Annotated in this window: 13 protein-coding genes; 8 read left to right on the top strand and 5 right to left on the bottom strand. The window is 59.1% G+C overall.

Annotated elements, in window-relative coordinates; translation table 11 throughout:
* Window position 1: 1 nt before the first annotated feature.
* On the top strand, window positions 2-2,233 hold the full coding sequence (locus KI787_04035) for a hypothetical protein (protein ID MBV6629105.1): 2,232 nt from the start codon (window positions 2-4) through the stop codon (window positions 2,231-2,233).
* Between the two features lie 57 nt (window positions 2,234-2,290).
* On the opposite strand, the gene KI787_04030 is transcribed toward KI787_04035, so the two are convergent.
* Window positions 2,291-3,223: a hypothetical protein gene (locus KI787_04030; protein MBV6629104.1), complete on the bottom strand. Its 933-nt coding sequence runs from the start codon at window positions 3,221-3,223 to the stop codon at window positions 2,291-2,293.
* A gap of 42 nt (window positions 3,224-3,265) precedes the next feature.
* The gene (locus KI787_04025; protein MBV6629103.1) at window positions 3,266-3,817 is read right to left on the bottom strand and encodes a LemA family protein; all 552 of its coding nucleotides are present in this window, start codon (window positions 3,815-3,817) and stop codon (window positions 3,266-3,268) included.
* A 98-nt stretch (window positions 3,818-3,915) separates the two neighbouring features.
* Between KI787_04025 and gorA the strand changes: the two genes are divergently transcribed.
* A complete protein-coding gene (gorA, locus tag KI787_04020) occupies window positions 3,916-5,262 on the top strand; it encodes a glutathione-disulfide reductase (GenBank protein MBV6629102.1) in 1,347 nt (448 codons plus the stop codon).
* Window positions 5,263-5,517: 255 nt separating this feature from the next.
* Here the strand turns inward: gorA and purD are convergent, their stop codons facing one another.
* Window positions 5,518-6,804, bottom strand: coding sequence for a phosphoribosylamine--glycine ligase (gene purD / locus KI787_04015; GenBank protein MBV6629101.1), 1,287 nt, complete (start codon window positions 6,802-6,804; stop codon window positions 5,518-5,520).
* A 120-nt stretch (window positions 6,805-6,924) separates the two neighbouring features.
* On the opposite strand from purD, the gene KI787_04010 reads away from it, so the two are divergent.
* Entirely contained in the window at window positions 6,925-7,770 is an 846-nt protein-coding gene (locus KI787_04010) for a UDP-2,3-diacylglucosamine diphosphatase (GenBank protein ID MBV6629100.1), read from the top strand.
* Window positions 7,771-7,964: 194 nt separating this feature from the next.
* On the opposite strand, the gene KI787_04005 is transcribed toward KI787_04010, so the two are convergent.
* Window positions 7,965-8,381 carry a hypothetical protein gene (locus tag KI787_04005; protein ID MBV6629099.1) on the bottom strand — a complete coding sequence of 139 codons (417 nt, stop codon included), beginning with the start codon at window positions 8,379-8,381 and terminating at the stop codon, window positions 7,965-7,967.
* Between the two features lie 146 nt (window positions 8,382-8,527).
* On the opposite strand from KI787_04005, the gene thiC reads away from it, so the two are divergent.
* The 5 genes from thiC to KI787_03980 all read left to right on the top strand — a co-directional run bounded on the left by thiC (window position 8,528) and on the right by KI787_03980 (window position 13,394).
* Window positions 8,528-10,405 carry a phosphomethylpyrimidine synthase ThiC gene (thiC, locus tag KI787_04000; GenBank protein ID MBV6629098.1) on the top strand — a complete coding sequence of 626 codons (1,878 nt, stop codon included), beginning with the start codon at window positions 8,528-8,530 and terminating at the stop codon, window positions 10,403-10,405.
* Complete coding sequence (locus KI787_03995) at window positions 10,374-10,850, top strand: hypothetical protein (protein MBV6629097.1); 477 nt, start codon at window positions 10,374-10,376, stop codon at window positions 10,848-10,850. Before thiC ends, KI787_03995 begins: the two co-directional genes overlap by 32 nt.
* A gap of 184 nt (window positions 10,851-11,034) precedes the next feature.
* On the top strand, window positions 11,035-11,316 hold the full coding sequence (locus KI787_03990) for a YcgL domain-containing protein (protein ID MBV6629096.1): 282 nt from the start codon (window positions 11,035-11,037) through the stop codon (window positions 11,314-11,316).
* A 100-nt stretch (window positions 11,317-11,416) separates the two neighbouring features.
* Window positions 11,417-11,827 carry a TM2 domain-containing protein gene (locus KI787_03985; GenBank protein MBV6629095.1) on the top strand — a complete coding sequence of 137 codons (411 nt, stop codon included), beginning with the start codon at window positions 11,417-11,419 and terminating at the stop codon, window positions 11,825-11,827.
* A gap of 127 nt (window positions 11,828-11,954) precedes the next feature.
* The gene (locus KI787_03980; GenBank protein ID MBV6629094.1) at window positions 11,955-13,394 is read left to right on the top strand and encodes a trypsin-like peptidase domain-containing protein; all 1,440 of its coding nucleotides are present in this window, start codon (window positions 11,955-11,957) and stop codon (window positions 13,392-13,394) included.
* Here the strand turns inward: KI787_03980 and KI787_03975 are convergent.
* Window positions 13,376-14,239: an AraC family transcriptional regulator gene (locus KI787_03975; GenBank protein MBV6629093.1), complete on the bottom strand. Its 864-nt coding sequence runs from the start codon at window positions 14,237-14,239 to the stop codon at window positions 13,376-13,378. The two genes, KI787_03980 and KI787_03975, sit on opposite strands and share 19 nt — an antisense overlap.
* Window positions 14,240-14,338: the final 99 nt, after the last annotated feature.

Here is a 14,338-nt window from a genome sequence, read left to right as displayed (position 1 = left end):
CATGCCACTTCGTATTTGCACCTCGGGATTGCTGGTTTGCGCGGGAATAATGAGCGCTTGCGAAGGGGGTCGCCTGGGGACGGAGGTGGTGGCGCGAACACAAAGCGCTGCTGGGGCCGCCGGCCCGGACATCTTGTACGCTGCGCCGCCGCGCGTCCCTCAGTTCGAAAATACGGGTGTCTGGCAGGCGCAGCCGTTGAAGGTTTCGGGTGCTTCTGCCTACGTGCAGGGGGAGTTTCTGTACCAGGACTGGATTTACGATGATCACGGCGCCAACGGAGGCTTGCCCGATCCGGTCGATCCTGCAGCAGGATTGCTTAATGGCGCGGTCGCAGACGGAATTTTTTCCCGTTATGCCGGCACCTACACCTATCCCGACGACCCCGTTTATGCGAACAATGCGGCGGATCTGCTGGAGTTTCGCGTTAAGCGGAGTGGGGCGGCCACACTCTTCCGAATCAGCCTGAACACACTGCTAGACCCCGACCGAGTGGCTGCGACTCTCACCTTAGGTACCACCGGAACGCCTAGCCCCTTGCCCGCCGGAGCCAACGTGAGCTTGGACCATGCCATTTCCATGACTTGGGCAGAAGGCCGGGCCGTTGTGCGCGATCACACTGGGGTGGAACTCGCGAATTTGGGCCTGCGTGTAGACATGGAACGGCGGCAGATGGAACTTCGGCTGCCCGACTCCGTACTGGACCTGCGAGGCTCGCAGCAAACACTATGGCTGGGCTTGGGACTGTGGGATCCCGAGGCTGATACCTACCTAGCGCCGGCGCTTTCTCGCTCGCCCACGCAGCCCGGCGGCGCGGGCTTGTTGGGTACCGCCCCCGCATTTTTTAACCTGGGTTTCCGCTTTGCCGAGCCAGAGCCCGATATTGCCGGCCAGCTGGGCGTGGGCGCTGTGATCATCCCGCGCTGGTGGCGCGATGCGGCTCAAGCGGAGGCCTTGGCCTTGGGAGAAGCGGGGCAGTTTCGTGCCCAGGTCGATTTCACCAAACTGCAAGCTGGCCTCACAGATTTCCAGTTTAATCAGCCTCAGGGTGTGCCGACCTTTGGTCCTATTAACCGGATTTACGGTAGCCGCTTTAGCTTTGGTCAGGGCGTGGACTTCAGCCAAGGCTGCGGGAATGCTGAGAGCTGTACGGGCATCTTAGTGGGGCAACTGCAGCCTTATTCCCTCTACCTGCCCAATCGTCCAGTGCCAGAGGGTGGCTGGGGTTTGACCCTGCTTCTACATTCGCTGGGGGGCAACTACAACCAGTACCACGCTAGTGCTCATCAGCAGCAATTCGGTGAGCGCGGGCGAGGCCACTTGGTGCTGAGCACCAGTGGGCGAGGACCCGATGGATGGTATGTGGAATATGCCGGCGCCGACACCTTTGAGGCTTGGGCCGATGTGCGCACGCATTACCCCTTGAACCCGGCCTTCACCAGCATTAGCGGTTACTCCATGGGTGGTCATGGCAGCTTCCGTTTCGCCACCCAATTTCCGGATTTGTTCGCGCGGGTGCAAACAGTGGTGGGGCCGCCAGCTGTTGGTGTTTGGGTGCCGCCGCTCACCAATCCGGGCCCGGCATCCAATACCTTCGAGGCGCTGGAGTCGCTCTACCATGTGCCCATTCAAAATTGGGTGGCCAGTGCCGACCAACTCGTGCCTTATCCAGGCCCGCGAGCGCAGGCGGATCGCTTGTTCGAGTTGGGTTATCGCAGCGAGTTTTGGACCTTCGCCCCAGCCGAGCATTTGACCCTAGCTGCCCATGACCAATACCAACCGGCCGCCGAGTTTCTGGGTGATGCCCAAGTGGTGACCCGGCCGCGCACTATCGTCTTCAAGCGCAACCCGCAGATGGACTTTCCGGCGGCAGGCATTGTTGCCGACCATGCGTATTGGCTGGCCGATATTCAGTTGCGGGACCCCAGTTTGCTCACCGGCATGGTGGAAGCGCAGAGTTTGGCGCTGCCTCCGAGCCTGGGCCCGGAGGCGGCCACTCGCACCGCTGCGCCCGGTCTTTTGCAGCCGGGCACCTTCGGCGCCATCGGCTACTTGGCGGAAAGCCAGGAGTGGCAGGGAGAGCTTGGCGATGCAGACCTGCGCAATGTGCTGCGCATTAACTTGCAGAACATTGCTGAGGTGAGGGTGGATATGCAGGCAGCGGGGCTGAGCTGTCGGGCCCAGATCGAAGTGAACTCGGATGGCCCTGCGCGGGTTATTCGCGGGGGTTGCTGACCTGCGACGCTCAATTTTGAGTGTGGGGCTGCTCAGTGCATTGCCGGCCTTCTTGGCTCAGATCCAGCCGCGGGCCATGGCCATATACAGCATAGTGCTGGCACCGGCGGCTAGGCCTATAAAGCCTAGGCGGCTCTTCCAGCGCAGTCGTTTGAGCAGCTGCTCCTCGCTGTGCGTAGAGAGCACATAATCCTGGCCGCTGGGCGGGCGACCGAGCACGCTTACACCGGGCGCCAGCGAGCGCTCTAGTAATTTGGCATCAATTTCGGCGCGGGCCACCTCGCGCGCCTGCTCCCATTCGCTTTGGTCGATTTCGCCATCTTGATTGTGATCAAACTCGCGGAGCAGGCGTTGTTGATCGGCTTTGAGCTCAGTTAACCACAGCCGCATTTCTTCCCGGTGTTGCATGGGGTCTGCGCGGGCCGTGTCGGTGCGCAGCCAGCCCAGGGCGTAGAGATCGCTGCCGACTGGCAGCCAGGACTCTGAATAGCGGTAGCGCCCCAGACCGAAGCGAAAACCTTGGCGGGGAGGGCCTTGGGGTCGAGGGGTGTTGCCATGCCAGGTGCGCGACTGTGCGCCATAAATTTTGGCGCCACAGGGGTCAATGACGGCTTCGCCGGTGCCGTCGTCGAGCAGAAATATCTCGGTACTCCTCGCGCCGGCCACACGCACCCATTGGGTCCGTGTTCCCTTATTTGAGTAACGCTGGCGCTTCTCCTCGATTTTGTAGTCCCACCACACACAGCTTTGGCCGCTGAGTGGGGAGTGGATGCGATCACCTTTGAGCCAGTGCGCATCTCCATGGAGTTCCACAAAACCCTGCGCCGCAGAGCGTAGCTTCGAGGTGGGGGTATCAGCCATGAGCCGTGAGCGCTTCAGCCCCACCCACCAAAAATAGCCACCACCTGCCGCCGCTAGCAAGCAGAGCCCGGCGGCAATGAGCGCCTCATTGGGGGGCAGGGAACGCAGATAGAGTGCGAAGTCGGACATGCCTCATCCAGGCGCTAGTTCGGACCTACTTACTGCGAGGCCTCAAGCAAACAGGCTTTTGATGTCGGGGTCTTTGAGCTCGCTTTCCTGAAACTCCAGCAGCGCTGCGTCCTTGAAGTTGAACATGCGTGCTACGAGTACATCCGGGAATTGTTCAATGCGAACGTTGTTGATATTCACTGCTTCATTGTAGAACTCGCGGCGATCCGCGATGGCATTTTCCAGTCCGGAAATGCGCGCTTGTAGCTGTTGGAAGGATTGGTTGGCCTTGAGGTCGGGGTAGTTTTCTGCCACCGCAAAGAGTTGCCCCAGGCCCAAGCGCATTTGTGACTCCGCCTGCCCGACACCGCGTACATCGCCCTTCCCGCGTGCGCTGTGCGCGTTGGCACGCGCTTGCATCACTTTTTCCAAGGTGTCTTGCTCGAACTGCATGTATTGCTTGCAAGTTTCCACCAGCTTGGGCAACTCGTCGTGCCGTTGTTTGAGCAAAACATCAATGTTGGCCCAGGACTTAGACACCTGATGTTTGAGGTTGACGAGGTTGTTGTAAATCAACACGGCATATAAGCCGGCTGCGAGCAGCAACCCGCCCATGATCCAGGTGCTCAGAGCGGGTCCGGTATCAGCCTCCATGAGTTCTCCCGTAACTTTGTGCTATACCGCCCAGTCTACTCCACGTGAATGTAAAGACGATGTCCTGGGATTGCGATTGGTTGGTCATAGGCGGCGGCAGCGGTGGAATTGCGAGTGCGCGCAGAGCCGCTCAGTACGGCGCCAAAACCATTTTGGTGGAGGGTGGTGCTTTGGGGGGGACCTGCGTCAACGTAGGCTGTGTGCCTAAAAAAGTGATGTGGCATGCGGCGCAGCTCGCCGAGGGTTTTCACGATGCGCCAGATTATGGTTTTGGCGACATCGACGCCACGCTGGACTGGTCAAGGCTGGTAAGCCGTAGAGAGGCTTATGTTCAGCGCTTGAACGGCATCTATCGGAAAAATCTTGAAGCGAGTGGGGTTGAACTTGTCCGCGGTTTTGCTCGGTTTGTGGATGCGCATACCGTAGAGGTGGATGGTCGCCATATTCGCGCGCAGCGCATTTTGATAGCGACGGGGTCGACAGCAGACAAGCCCACTATTCCTGGCGCGGAGCATGGTGTGGATTCCAATGGCTTCTTCGGGTGGAAGCAACGTCCTCAACATGTAGTAGTGGTGGGGGCAGGCTACATTGCCGTGGAGCTCGCCGGGGTGTTGCGGGCCTTGGGCAGTCAGGTGTGCTTACTGCTGCGCGGTGAACGCTTACTGAAAAACTTCGAGCGGGACATTAGCAATGCTCTTGAGGACGCCATGCGCGACAGCGGTGTGGAAATCCGCGTGGGTCGGCGTATTGAGTCGGTAGAGCCCGATGGCAATGCTCTCAAGCTCAGCCTCGACGATGGTGAAACTGCGAATGCAGATGCTCTGATTTGGGCCACCGGGCGTAGCCCAAATACTGGGCAACTTGGCCTGTCTGAGGCTGGGCTAGAGCCGGGGCCGCGTGGTGCGATTAGCGTAGACGAATGGCAGGCGACCAGCGTGCCGCATATTTTTGCGGTGGGTGATGTCACCGGCGACTATGGTTTGACTCCGGTCGCTATCAAGCAGGGCCGGCTGCTCGCCGACCGGCTCTTTGGCGGCCAGGATGAGGCCAAGTTTGGCAAGCCCTACATTCCCACGGTGGTGTTTTCCCATCCGGCTTGTGGAATGCTGGGCTTAACCGAGGAGCAGGCCGTTGCGGAGTATGGCGAGGCCAATGTGCGCTGCTATCGTGGGCAGTTCCGTGCCTTGTACTACGGTGTGCTGGACAACAAAGTGAACAGCGTGGTCAAAATGATCTGTGCCGGGCCGGATGACAAAGTCGTGGGCTTGCATACCCTGGGTATGGGCAGCGATGAGATGCTGCAAGGCTTTGCAGTGGCCATGCAGTGCGGCGCCACCAAAGCCGATTTCGATGCCACTGTCGCCATTCATCCCACAGCGGCGGAGGAGTTCGTGACGCTGCGCTAGGGCAAATGTGCGCCGAGAGCGTGTTGCGGCGGCACCGTCAGTAATGGCGTGGCCTGATGGAGCGGACATTCGCGAAGGCCCGGCACCAGGCGGATCAGGCCCGCAGGGGGGCGGGCAGGACGCCCGCTCCCGCCAGCCGGGGCAGGAGCCCCGTCTGGCGGCCCCGACTGGTGCCGGAGTAGCCGTAGCGACGAGTCCGCGGAAGCAGGACGGGCCATTTTCTGGCACGCCAGCCTGGCACGCACCATGAACGACTTAAGCCGATTGCCGCGCCAGCTCCTTGTCGGCGATATCACGACGAAATTGCATGCCGCGGAACTGCACACGCTCCACGGCTGAATAGGCTTGGGCCTTCGCTGCTGCTAGATCATCCCCCAGCCCGCAAGCACAAAGGACTCGGCCACCGCTGGTCACAATGCCATCTTCAGTGGCTTTGGTGCCCGCATGAAAGACCTTGGCCAAGGAGCCTAATTTCCAATCTAGACCGCTAATGACATCGCCCTTGGCCGGGCTGTCGGGATAGCCCTCTGCGGCCAGAACGACACCAACGCAGCTTTGCGGGGTCCAGCTGAGAGTGAGGTCCTTGAGGGTGCCATCAATGGCGGCTTCCAGCGCCTCAACCAAGTCAGATTGCAAGCGCATCATGATGGGCTGCGTCTCGGGGTCGCCAAAGCGCACATTAAATTCGACGACTTTTGGCGTGCCGTCTGCGGCAATCATCAAACCACAGTACAAAAAGCCGCGAAAACGACGGCCTTCTGCAGCCAGACCCTTGACGGTAGGGCGCATGATTTCTTCCATGACCCGCTGCTCGATATCGGCAGTGAGTATGGGAGCGGGAGAATAGGCTCCCATGCCGCCTGTATTGGGGCCAGTGTCGCCTTCACCGATGCGTTTGTGGTCTTGAGAGCTGGCCATGGGCAGGATGTCCTCCCCATCGACGATGGCAATGAAGCTGGCTTCTTCTCCCGGTAGGAATTCTTCGATGACCACCCTAGAGCCGGCTTCACCAAATTTATTGCCGCTGAGCATGTCGCGAATGGTGGCCTCGGCTTCGCCGCGATCCTCGGTTAAGACCACGCCTTTACCGGCAGCCAGTCCATCCGCTTTGATGACATAAGGCGTGGGCATGGTGTCGAGGAAGGCTAGCGCAGGCTCTACCTCCGTGAAGTTGCCGTAGGCGGCAGTAGGGATGTTGTGCCGCGCTAGAAAATCTTTGGTGAAGGCTTTAGAGGCTTCTAGTTCGGCTGCATTTTGGCGTGGGCCAAATGCGCGAATGCCGGCATCTTCCAAGGCGTCCACCAAGCCTGCAGCCAGCGGAGCTTCTGGGCCAACGACCACTAGGCCGATATCGTTCTCTTGGCAGTACCCCACCACGGCGCTGGAGTCGTCTGCGCTTAAGTTCACATTGCACATGTTGGGTTCAGCTGCAGTGCCGGCGTTACCCGGAGCGACCAATACCTCGCTCACACGTTGAGATTGCGCAATTTTCCAGGCTAGGGCGTGCTCGCGGCCGCCGCTACCCACAATCAAGACTTTCATGGCAGAGCAGGAACAAGAGAATGAGCCGCGCATGTTACTGGACGGGCTCCCGCTGCGTTGTCATGACATTGTCATCGCGGCGTCACCGCGCATTCACAGCGGGCTCCTAAGGTGACGGGCATGGATAAGAAAACCGCAAGCACGAATTCCAAGTCCAAAACCAAGTACCGCAGTATTTGGATTTCGGACGTTCACCTGGGCACACCGGGCTGCCAAGCTGTGGCATTGGCGGATTTCCTGGGCAAGCATGAGTGCGAGAACCTCTACCTCGTCGGCGACATCATCGACGGATGGCGCCTCAAGCAAAATTTCTACTGGCCGCAAGAGCACACCAATGTGGTGCGCAAGATTCTCACCCGGGCCAAGCGTGGAACGCAGGTGTACTACGTCACCGGGAACCACGATGAGTTTCTGCGCAAGTTCGTGGACTACAAGCTAGAGATTGGCAACATCCGCTTGGTGAATGAGCTCATTCACGTAACCGCAGACGGGCGCAAGCTCTTGGTTTTACACGGCGACATGTTCGATGTGATTACGCGGTATCACAAGTGGGTAGCCTCCGCCGGAGATTTGGCCTACAACGCCATGATGGTGGCAAACCGTCACTTCAATAATGTGCGCCGCCGTGTGGGTTTGCCCTACTTTTCCTTATCCGCCTACGCCAAGAAGAAGGTGAAGGCTGCCGTGAATATCGTGACGGAGTTCGAGGACTCGGTTATTCGCGAGTGCCATCGCCGTGAAGTTGACGGCATTGTCTGCGGGCATATTCACCACGCACAAATTCGGCCCATCGAAGATATTCAATATTTCAATTGCGGTGACTGGGTCGAAAGCTGCACCGCTCTCGTCGAGGACTTCAATGGCCAAATTCGGCTGATTGAATGGCCTAATGAAGCCATTGGCCGTAAGGAGCTGAGTGAGTCGGCGCCGAAGGTGGTGCCGCTCGATACAGCCCAGGTGGCCTGAGCCCTAGTTGCGGAGGATCAGATGCAACAACTCCAATCCTTTCTTGCGGTGGCGTTAATTCGCTTGGGTTTCGCGGGCATCAGCTTCATTGCAAGCTGCAGCCGCTGGGTGCGGGATCACAACCGGTTTTGGGAGCCCTCCGAGGCTTAGCGCTGGCGTTGCCTTTGGAAGCGCACAAGCTGTCGGCGACCCGCTCAGCTGCGCGCCAAGTTCCTTGCACAAAAGCGCACTAAACACTCTACGGCCTCGTCTTGGTCGGTGATGCGCCGATCCTCAGCGCTGGCCTCGCGCACCCATACTGCTTGAGTTGCGGGGTATTTTCCTTCGGGGTGTTCACGGCCCATCAGTAGCAACTCCCCGCGCCCGCCTTTGCCACCGGCATGAAAGCTCACCGTCACGCTCATGCGGTCCCGCGCGATGGTGAAATAGCGCAGTTGCGCATGGCCAGTCACCCGCGGGCGTAACTCTTCAGCAGCGTTGAGCACGGCTTTCCAGCAAGCATCAATCTGCTGACGGGTCGCCTCTACTTTTTCCTGTTGCGCACCACGATGGGTCTCGATGGCTCGAATAGAGGCATCTAGCTGGTCCAGTATGTTGCGTGAGTTCGACACGAGTGAAGTGTGAGGTGTGTTTGCGTAACGGTTCCGTACGCCCGAGTGTACTGCTCTGAGCAGGGTTTGCGCAGCCTGCGTTGCAAGGGGGGGCAGAGTCCATTAGCTTGGCGGGTTCTACCAGGCTATTAAGACGAGAACCAACCATGACTGCGGTCGCCCCCGATCCGATTCATGATCAGGCCGAAGCGCTTTCCGCTGCGGTCTGCAAGCCTTTCCCGGCATCTAAGAAAATTTTTGTTGCTGGGAGCGATCCCAGCATTCAAGTGCCCATGCGGGAAATTGCCTGCCAAAGCACCCATAGTTCTAGCGGCGTTGTGCGCAACGCCGCCGTTACCGTGTACGACACCTCAGGGCCGTACCAAGACGAGCAAGTACAGATTGATCTGCTCAAAGGCTTGCCAGCCTTGCGCGAGGGCTGGATCGAGTCGCGCCAGGACACCGAGCATCTCTCCGGTTTGAGCAGCGATTACGGCCGGCGCCGGGAAGAGGATGCCGCCTTAGACGGTCTGCGCTTTGCCCATCGCCGGGCTCCACGCCGTGCCAAGGCGGGTGCGAACGTCAGCCAAATGCACTACGCCAAGCGCGGCATCATTACGCCAGAGATGGAGTTTGTAGCGATCCGCGAAAACGCCCGCCTGGAGGAAATGCGCGAGGCCTATTCCAGCAGCGGCTATCTCAAGCGGCATCCGGGTAAAGCCTTCGGAGCTAAAATTCCTGACTTGGTGACGCCCGAGTTCGTCCGTCAGGAAATTGCGGCAGGGCGCGCCATTATCCCCGCCAACATTAATCACCCGGAAACCGAGCCCATGATTATCGGGCGCAATTTCCGTGTGAAGATCAACGCCAACATCGGCAACTCGGCAGTCACCAGCTCTATCTCTGAAGAGGTGGAAAAGATGGTTTGGGCCACCCGGTGGGGGGCCGACACCATCATGGATTTGTCCACCGGTAAGAACATTCACGAAACGCGCGAGTGGATTCTGCGCAACAGCCCGGTGCCCATTGGCACAGTGCCCATTTATCAGGCCTTGGAAAAAGTGGGTGGGCAGCCTGAAGAGCTGACCTGGGAGCTATTCCGCGACACCCTGATCGAGCAGGCCGAGCAGGGTGTGGATTACTTCACGATTCATGCCGGGGTGCGGCTGGCCTATGTGCCGCTGACGGCCGACCGCATGACTGGCATTGTGTCGCGCGGCGGATCGATCATGGCCAAATGGTGCTTGGCGCATCATCAGGAAAGTTTCCTCTACACGCATTTCGACGAGATCTGCGAAATCATGAAGGCCTATGACGTCAGCTTCTCGCTGGGCGATGGCCTACGGCCTGGCTGCTTGGCCGACGCTAACGACGCAGCGCAGTTCGGTGAGCTGGAAACCCTGGGTGAGCTCACCAAGGTGGCCTGGGAGCATGATTGCCAAGTGATGATTGAAGGCCCTGGTCATGTGCCCATGCAGATGATCAAGGAAAACATGGACAAGGAGCTGTCCGATTGCTTCGAGGCCCCCTTCTACACCTTGGGCCCTCTGGTGACCGATATCGCGCCGGCTTATGACCACATCACCAGTGCCATCGGTGCGGCCCAAATCGGCTGGTACGGCACAGCGATGCTGTGCTACGTGACGCCCAAGGAGCATCTGGGCCTGCCGGATCGCAATGACGTGCGTGATGGCATCGTCACCTACAAGATCGCGGCGCATGCGGCGGACCTGGCCAAGGGGCATCCTGGCGCCCAGATTCGCGACAACGCTCTGTCCAAGGCTCGTTTCGAGTTCCGCTGGGAGGATCAGTTCAACCTCTCGCTGGACCCCGAGCGGGCCCGTGAATTTCATGATGCCACCATGCCTAAGGAAGCCCATAAGGTGGCGCATTTCTGCTCCATGTGTGGGCCTAAGTTCTGCTCCATGAAGATTACTCAGGATGTGCGCGACTACGCTGACGCGCTCAAAGACTCAGAGCAGGGGATGGCGGAAAAGGCTGCAGAGTTCCGAGATGCAGGCGGTGAGGTTTACCGCAAGGTCTAGCCGCCGTGGCGGTGGTGCGCTTTTGGTGCCGTCGCCGCGCTCGGGCTCTGCGCTCAGCCGGGCGCGTGGCGTCTGGCATGCCCGCCGCATCTTCGCTCTGTGCAGTCGCTGGTTACGGCGCTGCGGCTTGGTGTTCTGTGTGGGAGGCTCTGCTCCATTCGCCTCGGCTGGGGTTCTGGGCAAAGCTCCTGATGTGATCGTGTGCGCAGCGGCAGACCCCACCGGAGTGCTGCCCTGGCAGCAGCTCGCGTTCTATGTGAGTGCTCAATTGCGTGACGGACGCATTTTGTACAAATCTCTCACCTCCCCGCCGCTACTTCTCTCGGTCGATGCGCAAGGCCTGGTTCATGCCGACAACCTGGCGGATTGTGATGGGCGCAACACAGACGAGCTGCAGGCCCTAGGGCGAGCTCTGCACTGGCCGGCCATGACCTTGCAGCCTTAAGTGTCTTTCTGGGTGGAGTTTGTAAGAGCATGGTTGCTGCGGCTCTAGGGAAACGCTGAAGAAATCCGCGAGCGCAACGATTTATTCAGCGGCTTCCTAGGGTGAATGCCAACGCAGGTGAGCCGCCCAATAAGCGGCATGGGCGCTATGCTTTGCGCACAACAACAACTGTCGAAGCGCATTTATGAACGTGGTGTCCTGCACCGTCTATCGCTGTAGCCGGCAGCCTGAGATGTATCTCTACCTGCGTGCCGGGCTGGCTCCAGACGATCATCAAGTTGTGCCAGCTGAACTGTTGCAACGCACCGGCAAACTGACTGAGGTCATGCAGCTGGAGCTGCATGCGCAGCGTCCTCTAGCGCGGGTATCTGTGGACACGGTGATGCAAGCTTTGGAGGATCAAGGCTGGTTCTTGCAGATGCCGCCTCCGGAGGCTCTCAAAGCTGCCATGCACTGGGGCGACTAATCCCACAGTGACTCTTGTGCAGACTTGAGCTACGCAGCAAGGGTGCGCGCTTTTGCGGCATCCTAGTCAAGGTTTCATCCATTTCGCCGAGGGGAAGGTCATGACACGGGAAACAGGTGGCAATAGCCATAGCATCATCATTGGCTATGTTTTGTGGATTTTCGGCTTTATGGGAGCGCACCGTTTTTACTATGGGCGGCCCATTAGCGGTGTCATTTATTTCTTTACGCTAGGTCTGTTCTTCATTGGCTGGATTGTTGACCTATTCCTGATTCCAGGTATGGATGAGGCGGCTGACCGCCGCTACTTGGATGGTGACATCAACTACAACCTGAGCTGGGTATTGCTTACCTTCTTAGGGGTATTTGGAATCCATCGCTTCTACATGGGCAAGTGGGTGACTGGCCTGATCTACTTGTTTACCGTGGGACTGCTGGGCTTAGGCATTCTGTATGACTGGTGCACATTGAATGACCAGATTGACGATATTCATCGCGGTGAGGCGGCGTAGCGGGTGCGGCAGATGCCCCTGGCGTCATTCTCTGCCGAATAAGGTTGATGGGGCAGACGCGCAGAGCATTTACGTTTAAGCTCTAGTCCCGCCGCCTCGTTGAAGAGGCTGGGACTGGAGAACGTCAATGAGAACCTTAAACAACCTCACCAAGGTGTTGGCCCTGTGCGCGCTGGCTTTGCCCGCCACTCCAGCCCTTGCTTTGGAAACCCTGATTTTGCCAGCGGTGGATGTCCGCGCTGCGCTCGCCCAAGACAATAAGGCGGCACCTGCGCGGTGGCAGTTTGCCGTTCCTGTGCGGGTCAACATTCGTCCGCAAACCCATGGCTTATGGAAGACGTTGGCGGATGGACGACGGCAATGGTCCATGCGGGTGCGCAGCGCTCAAGCCACCTCTTTGAACTTCCACTTCGCGCAGTTGCAATTGCCGCCCGAAGCCGAGTTGGTGCTGGAGTCCGCCCAGGATCAGCAAATGATCGAGGGCGGTGAGCATGGAATTCGGGGGGAGTATTGGTCCAGGGTGCTGCGCGGTGATACCGTAGATTTGATTTTGACCACACCTCCAGGCCCGCCTGTTGAGCTTCAAGTGGCAGCAGTCAATCACGGGTTTCGGGGCTTCGGAGCTGACGACGCTTACACCAAATCTGGTAGCTGCAACATCGACGTGGTGTGCGAGGTGGCCGACGAATGGCGTGACGAGATTCGCTCGGTCGCGCGGTATACCGTCAACGGGGCCTTCTTGTGCAGCGGGCAGATGGTGAACAACACCGCGCAGGATTTCCGGCCACTCTTCCTGACGGCCAGTCATTGCGTGCAGACGCCCCTCGAGCCCGCAACGATGGTGTTTTATTGGAACTATGAAACCTCCACCTGTGGTGGTACTCCAGACGGGAGCCTGGAGCAAAGCACGGCCGGTGCCCAGTTTCTTGCCGGTTCTTTGTTGGCCACAGACTTCGGTCCGGATTTCACCCTTGTGGAGCTGACGGAAGCCCCTCCGGAGGACTTCAATGTGTACTGGGCTGGCTGGGACAACCGCGATATTGCTTACGAGGATGTGACGACCATTCACCACCCTGCCGGTGACGAAAAGCGCATCAGCTTCTTCAACGGCGCCACGGAAATTACGGCCTATCTCGGTGAGGCTGGCGAACCAGATCTGCTCGGGCAGACGGATACCCATTTGAAAATCGCTGACTGGGACTTAGGAACGACCGAGGGAGGGTCCTCAGGTTCTGGGCTGTGGTCTGCTGATCGTCATATTGTGGGTCAGTTGTCTGGTGGTTTTGCCTCTTGTTCATCGCAGACAGCAGATTGGTACGGGCGTATGCACACCAATTGGTTTGGCTTTCCGGGGCAGTTGACCTCGGTGGCTACGCACCTTGACCCTCTGAACACCGGAGCTGAGTTTCTGGACGGCGCGGACCCCCTCGTACCTGCAGAAGAGGAAGCGGCTGGTGTTGGCGATGAGCCTGTCGACAGTCGGATGGGGACCAGTGCAGGAAGTCTTTCTCTGCTTTGGCTGTTGCTCATGCTTGGGCTCTCCCGAGGCTATGGTCGGCGACGGTAAGCTGCCGGGCTTTGACCCGTCCATTGTTTGAAGGCCCGACTAAAGGCGCTGTGCTCGGTGTAGCCGCAGAGCTGGGCTATCTCGGTGAGCTGCAGGCTGGGGTCATTTAAATAGTCCCGGGCCAGTTGCTGCTGGGCACTGGCGAGGAGTTCACGAAAGCTCTGGCCTTCGGCGGCTAATTTGCGGTGCAGGCTGCGGCTGGACAGTCCTAATTGCCCAGCCAGCTTGGCTTGATCGGGGAGCCCATGGCGGAGCTGCTGGGTGATGAGCCGGGTGAGTTGCTGGCTGATGGTGGCGCTAGGGGGCAGCGCGGCGAGCAGGGCATCGGCCTGGGTCTCGAGAATGGCCAGGAGATTGGTGTCCGGGTGCTGTAGGGGCTGACTCAGCCACTCCAGGGGAAAGGCGACCACGGTCTGCGCTTGTTCGAAGCGCAAGTTTGGGCCCAAAACCGCGTGATACTCCGGCCAGTGATTTAATAATGGTGGTGGGTTCACAAATTCCACTCTGAGTGGCTGTAGGTGCTGTCCGCTGAGGTGGCGGGCCAGAGTTATCAGGGCCGTGATTGCGCATTCATCCACCAGTGGTCCTGGGCGCCCGCGCTCTGTACTCCAGATCAACTCCACGGCGTCTGCGCGCATCTGCAGATGCAATGGGTTGAAGTCATAGACCAGACGTTGATAGCGCTCCAGGCGAGCAAGCGCGGCGCCCATGTTGGCGCAAGCATGAAACACAAACCCCAGGACCCCGAAATGGGAGGGACGGATGGTTTGGCCCAGGTGCAAACCCAGCAAAGGGTCGTGCAATTCCTCGCTGGCCTGCTGTAGGCGATCGCGCCAAACTTCCATCGCCAAGCGGTCTGGTATGGGCTGCAGCGGCTCCCAGCCCGCTAAGGCCTGGGCGCGGACATAATCATCCAGCAGCCCGGCGTATGGGCCGGGAATGAA

This window comes from Oceanococcus sp. HetDA_MAG_MS8, assembly GCA_019192445.1.
Lineage (GTDB): Bacteria > Pseudomonadota > Gammaproteobacteria > Nevskiales > Oceanococcaceae > MS8.
The sequence above is the reverse complement of the archived record's forward strand: the minus strand, read 5'-3'. Positions and strand labels throughout refer to the sequence as shown.

What these genes read in the sequence shown, in the direction of transcription:
- KI787_04035 (MBV6629105.1), top strand. Translation starts at nt 2, where the DNA reads ATGCCACTTCGTATTTGCACCTCGGGATTGCTGGTTTGCGCGGGAATA.
- KI787_04030 (MBV6629104.1), bottom strand. Translation starts at nt 3,223, where the DNA reads ATGTCCGACTTCGCACTCTATCTGCGTTCCCTGCCCCCCAATGAGGCG.
- KI787_04025 (MBV6629103.1), bottom strand. Translation starts at nt 3,817, where the DNA reads ATGGGCGGGTTGCTGCTCGCAGCCGGCTTATATGCCGTGTTGATTTAC.
- gorA (MBV6629102.1), top strand. Translation starts at nt 3,916, where the DNA reads ATGTCCTGGGATTGCGATTGGTTGGTCATAGGCGGCGGCAGCGGTGGA.
- purD (MBV6629101.1), bottom strand. Translation starts at nt 6,804, where the DNA reads ATGAAAGTCTTGATTGTGGGTAGCGGCGGCCGCGAGCACGCCCTAGCC.
- KI787_04010 (MBV6629100.1), top strand. Translation starts at nt 6,925, where the DNA reads ATGGATAAGAAAACCGCAAGCACGAATTCCAAGTCCAAAACCAAGTAC.
- thiC (MBV6629098.1), top strand. Translation starts at nt 8,528, where the DNA reads ATGACTGCGGTCGCCCCCGATCCGATTCATGATCAGGCCGAAGCGCTT.
- KI787_03995 (MBV6629097.1), top strand. Translation starts at nt 10,374, where the DNA reads ATGCAGGCGGTGAGGTTTACCGCAAGGTCTAGCCGCCGTGGCGGTGGT.
- KI787_03990 (MBV6629096.1), top strand. Translation starts at nt 11,035, where the DNA reads ATGAACGTGGTGTCCTGCACCGTCTATCGCTGTAGCCGGCAGCCTGAG.
- KI787_03985 (MBV6629095.1), top strand. Translation starts at nt 11,417, where the DNA reads ATGACACGGGAAACAGGTGGCAATAGCCATAGCATCATCATTGGCTAT.
- KI787_03980 (MBV6629094.1), top strand. Translation starts at nt 11,955, where the DNA reads ATGAGAACCTTAAACAACCTCACCAAGGTGTTGGCCCTGTGCGCGCTG.
- KI787_03975 (MBV6629093.1), bottom strand. Translation starts at nt 14,239, where the DNA reads ATGGAAGTTTGGCGCGATCGCCTACAGCAGGCCAGCGAGGAATTGCAC.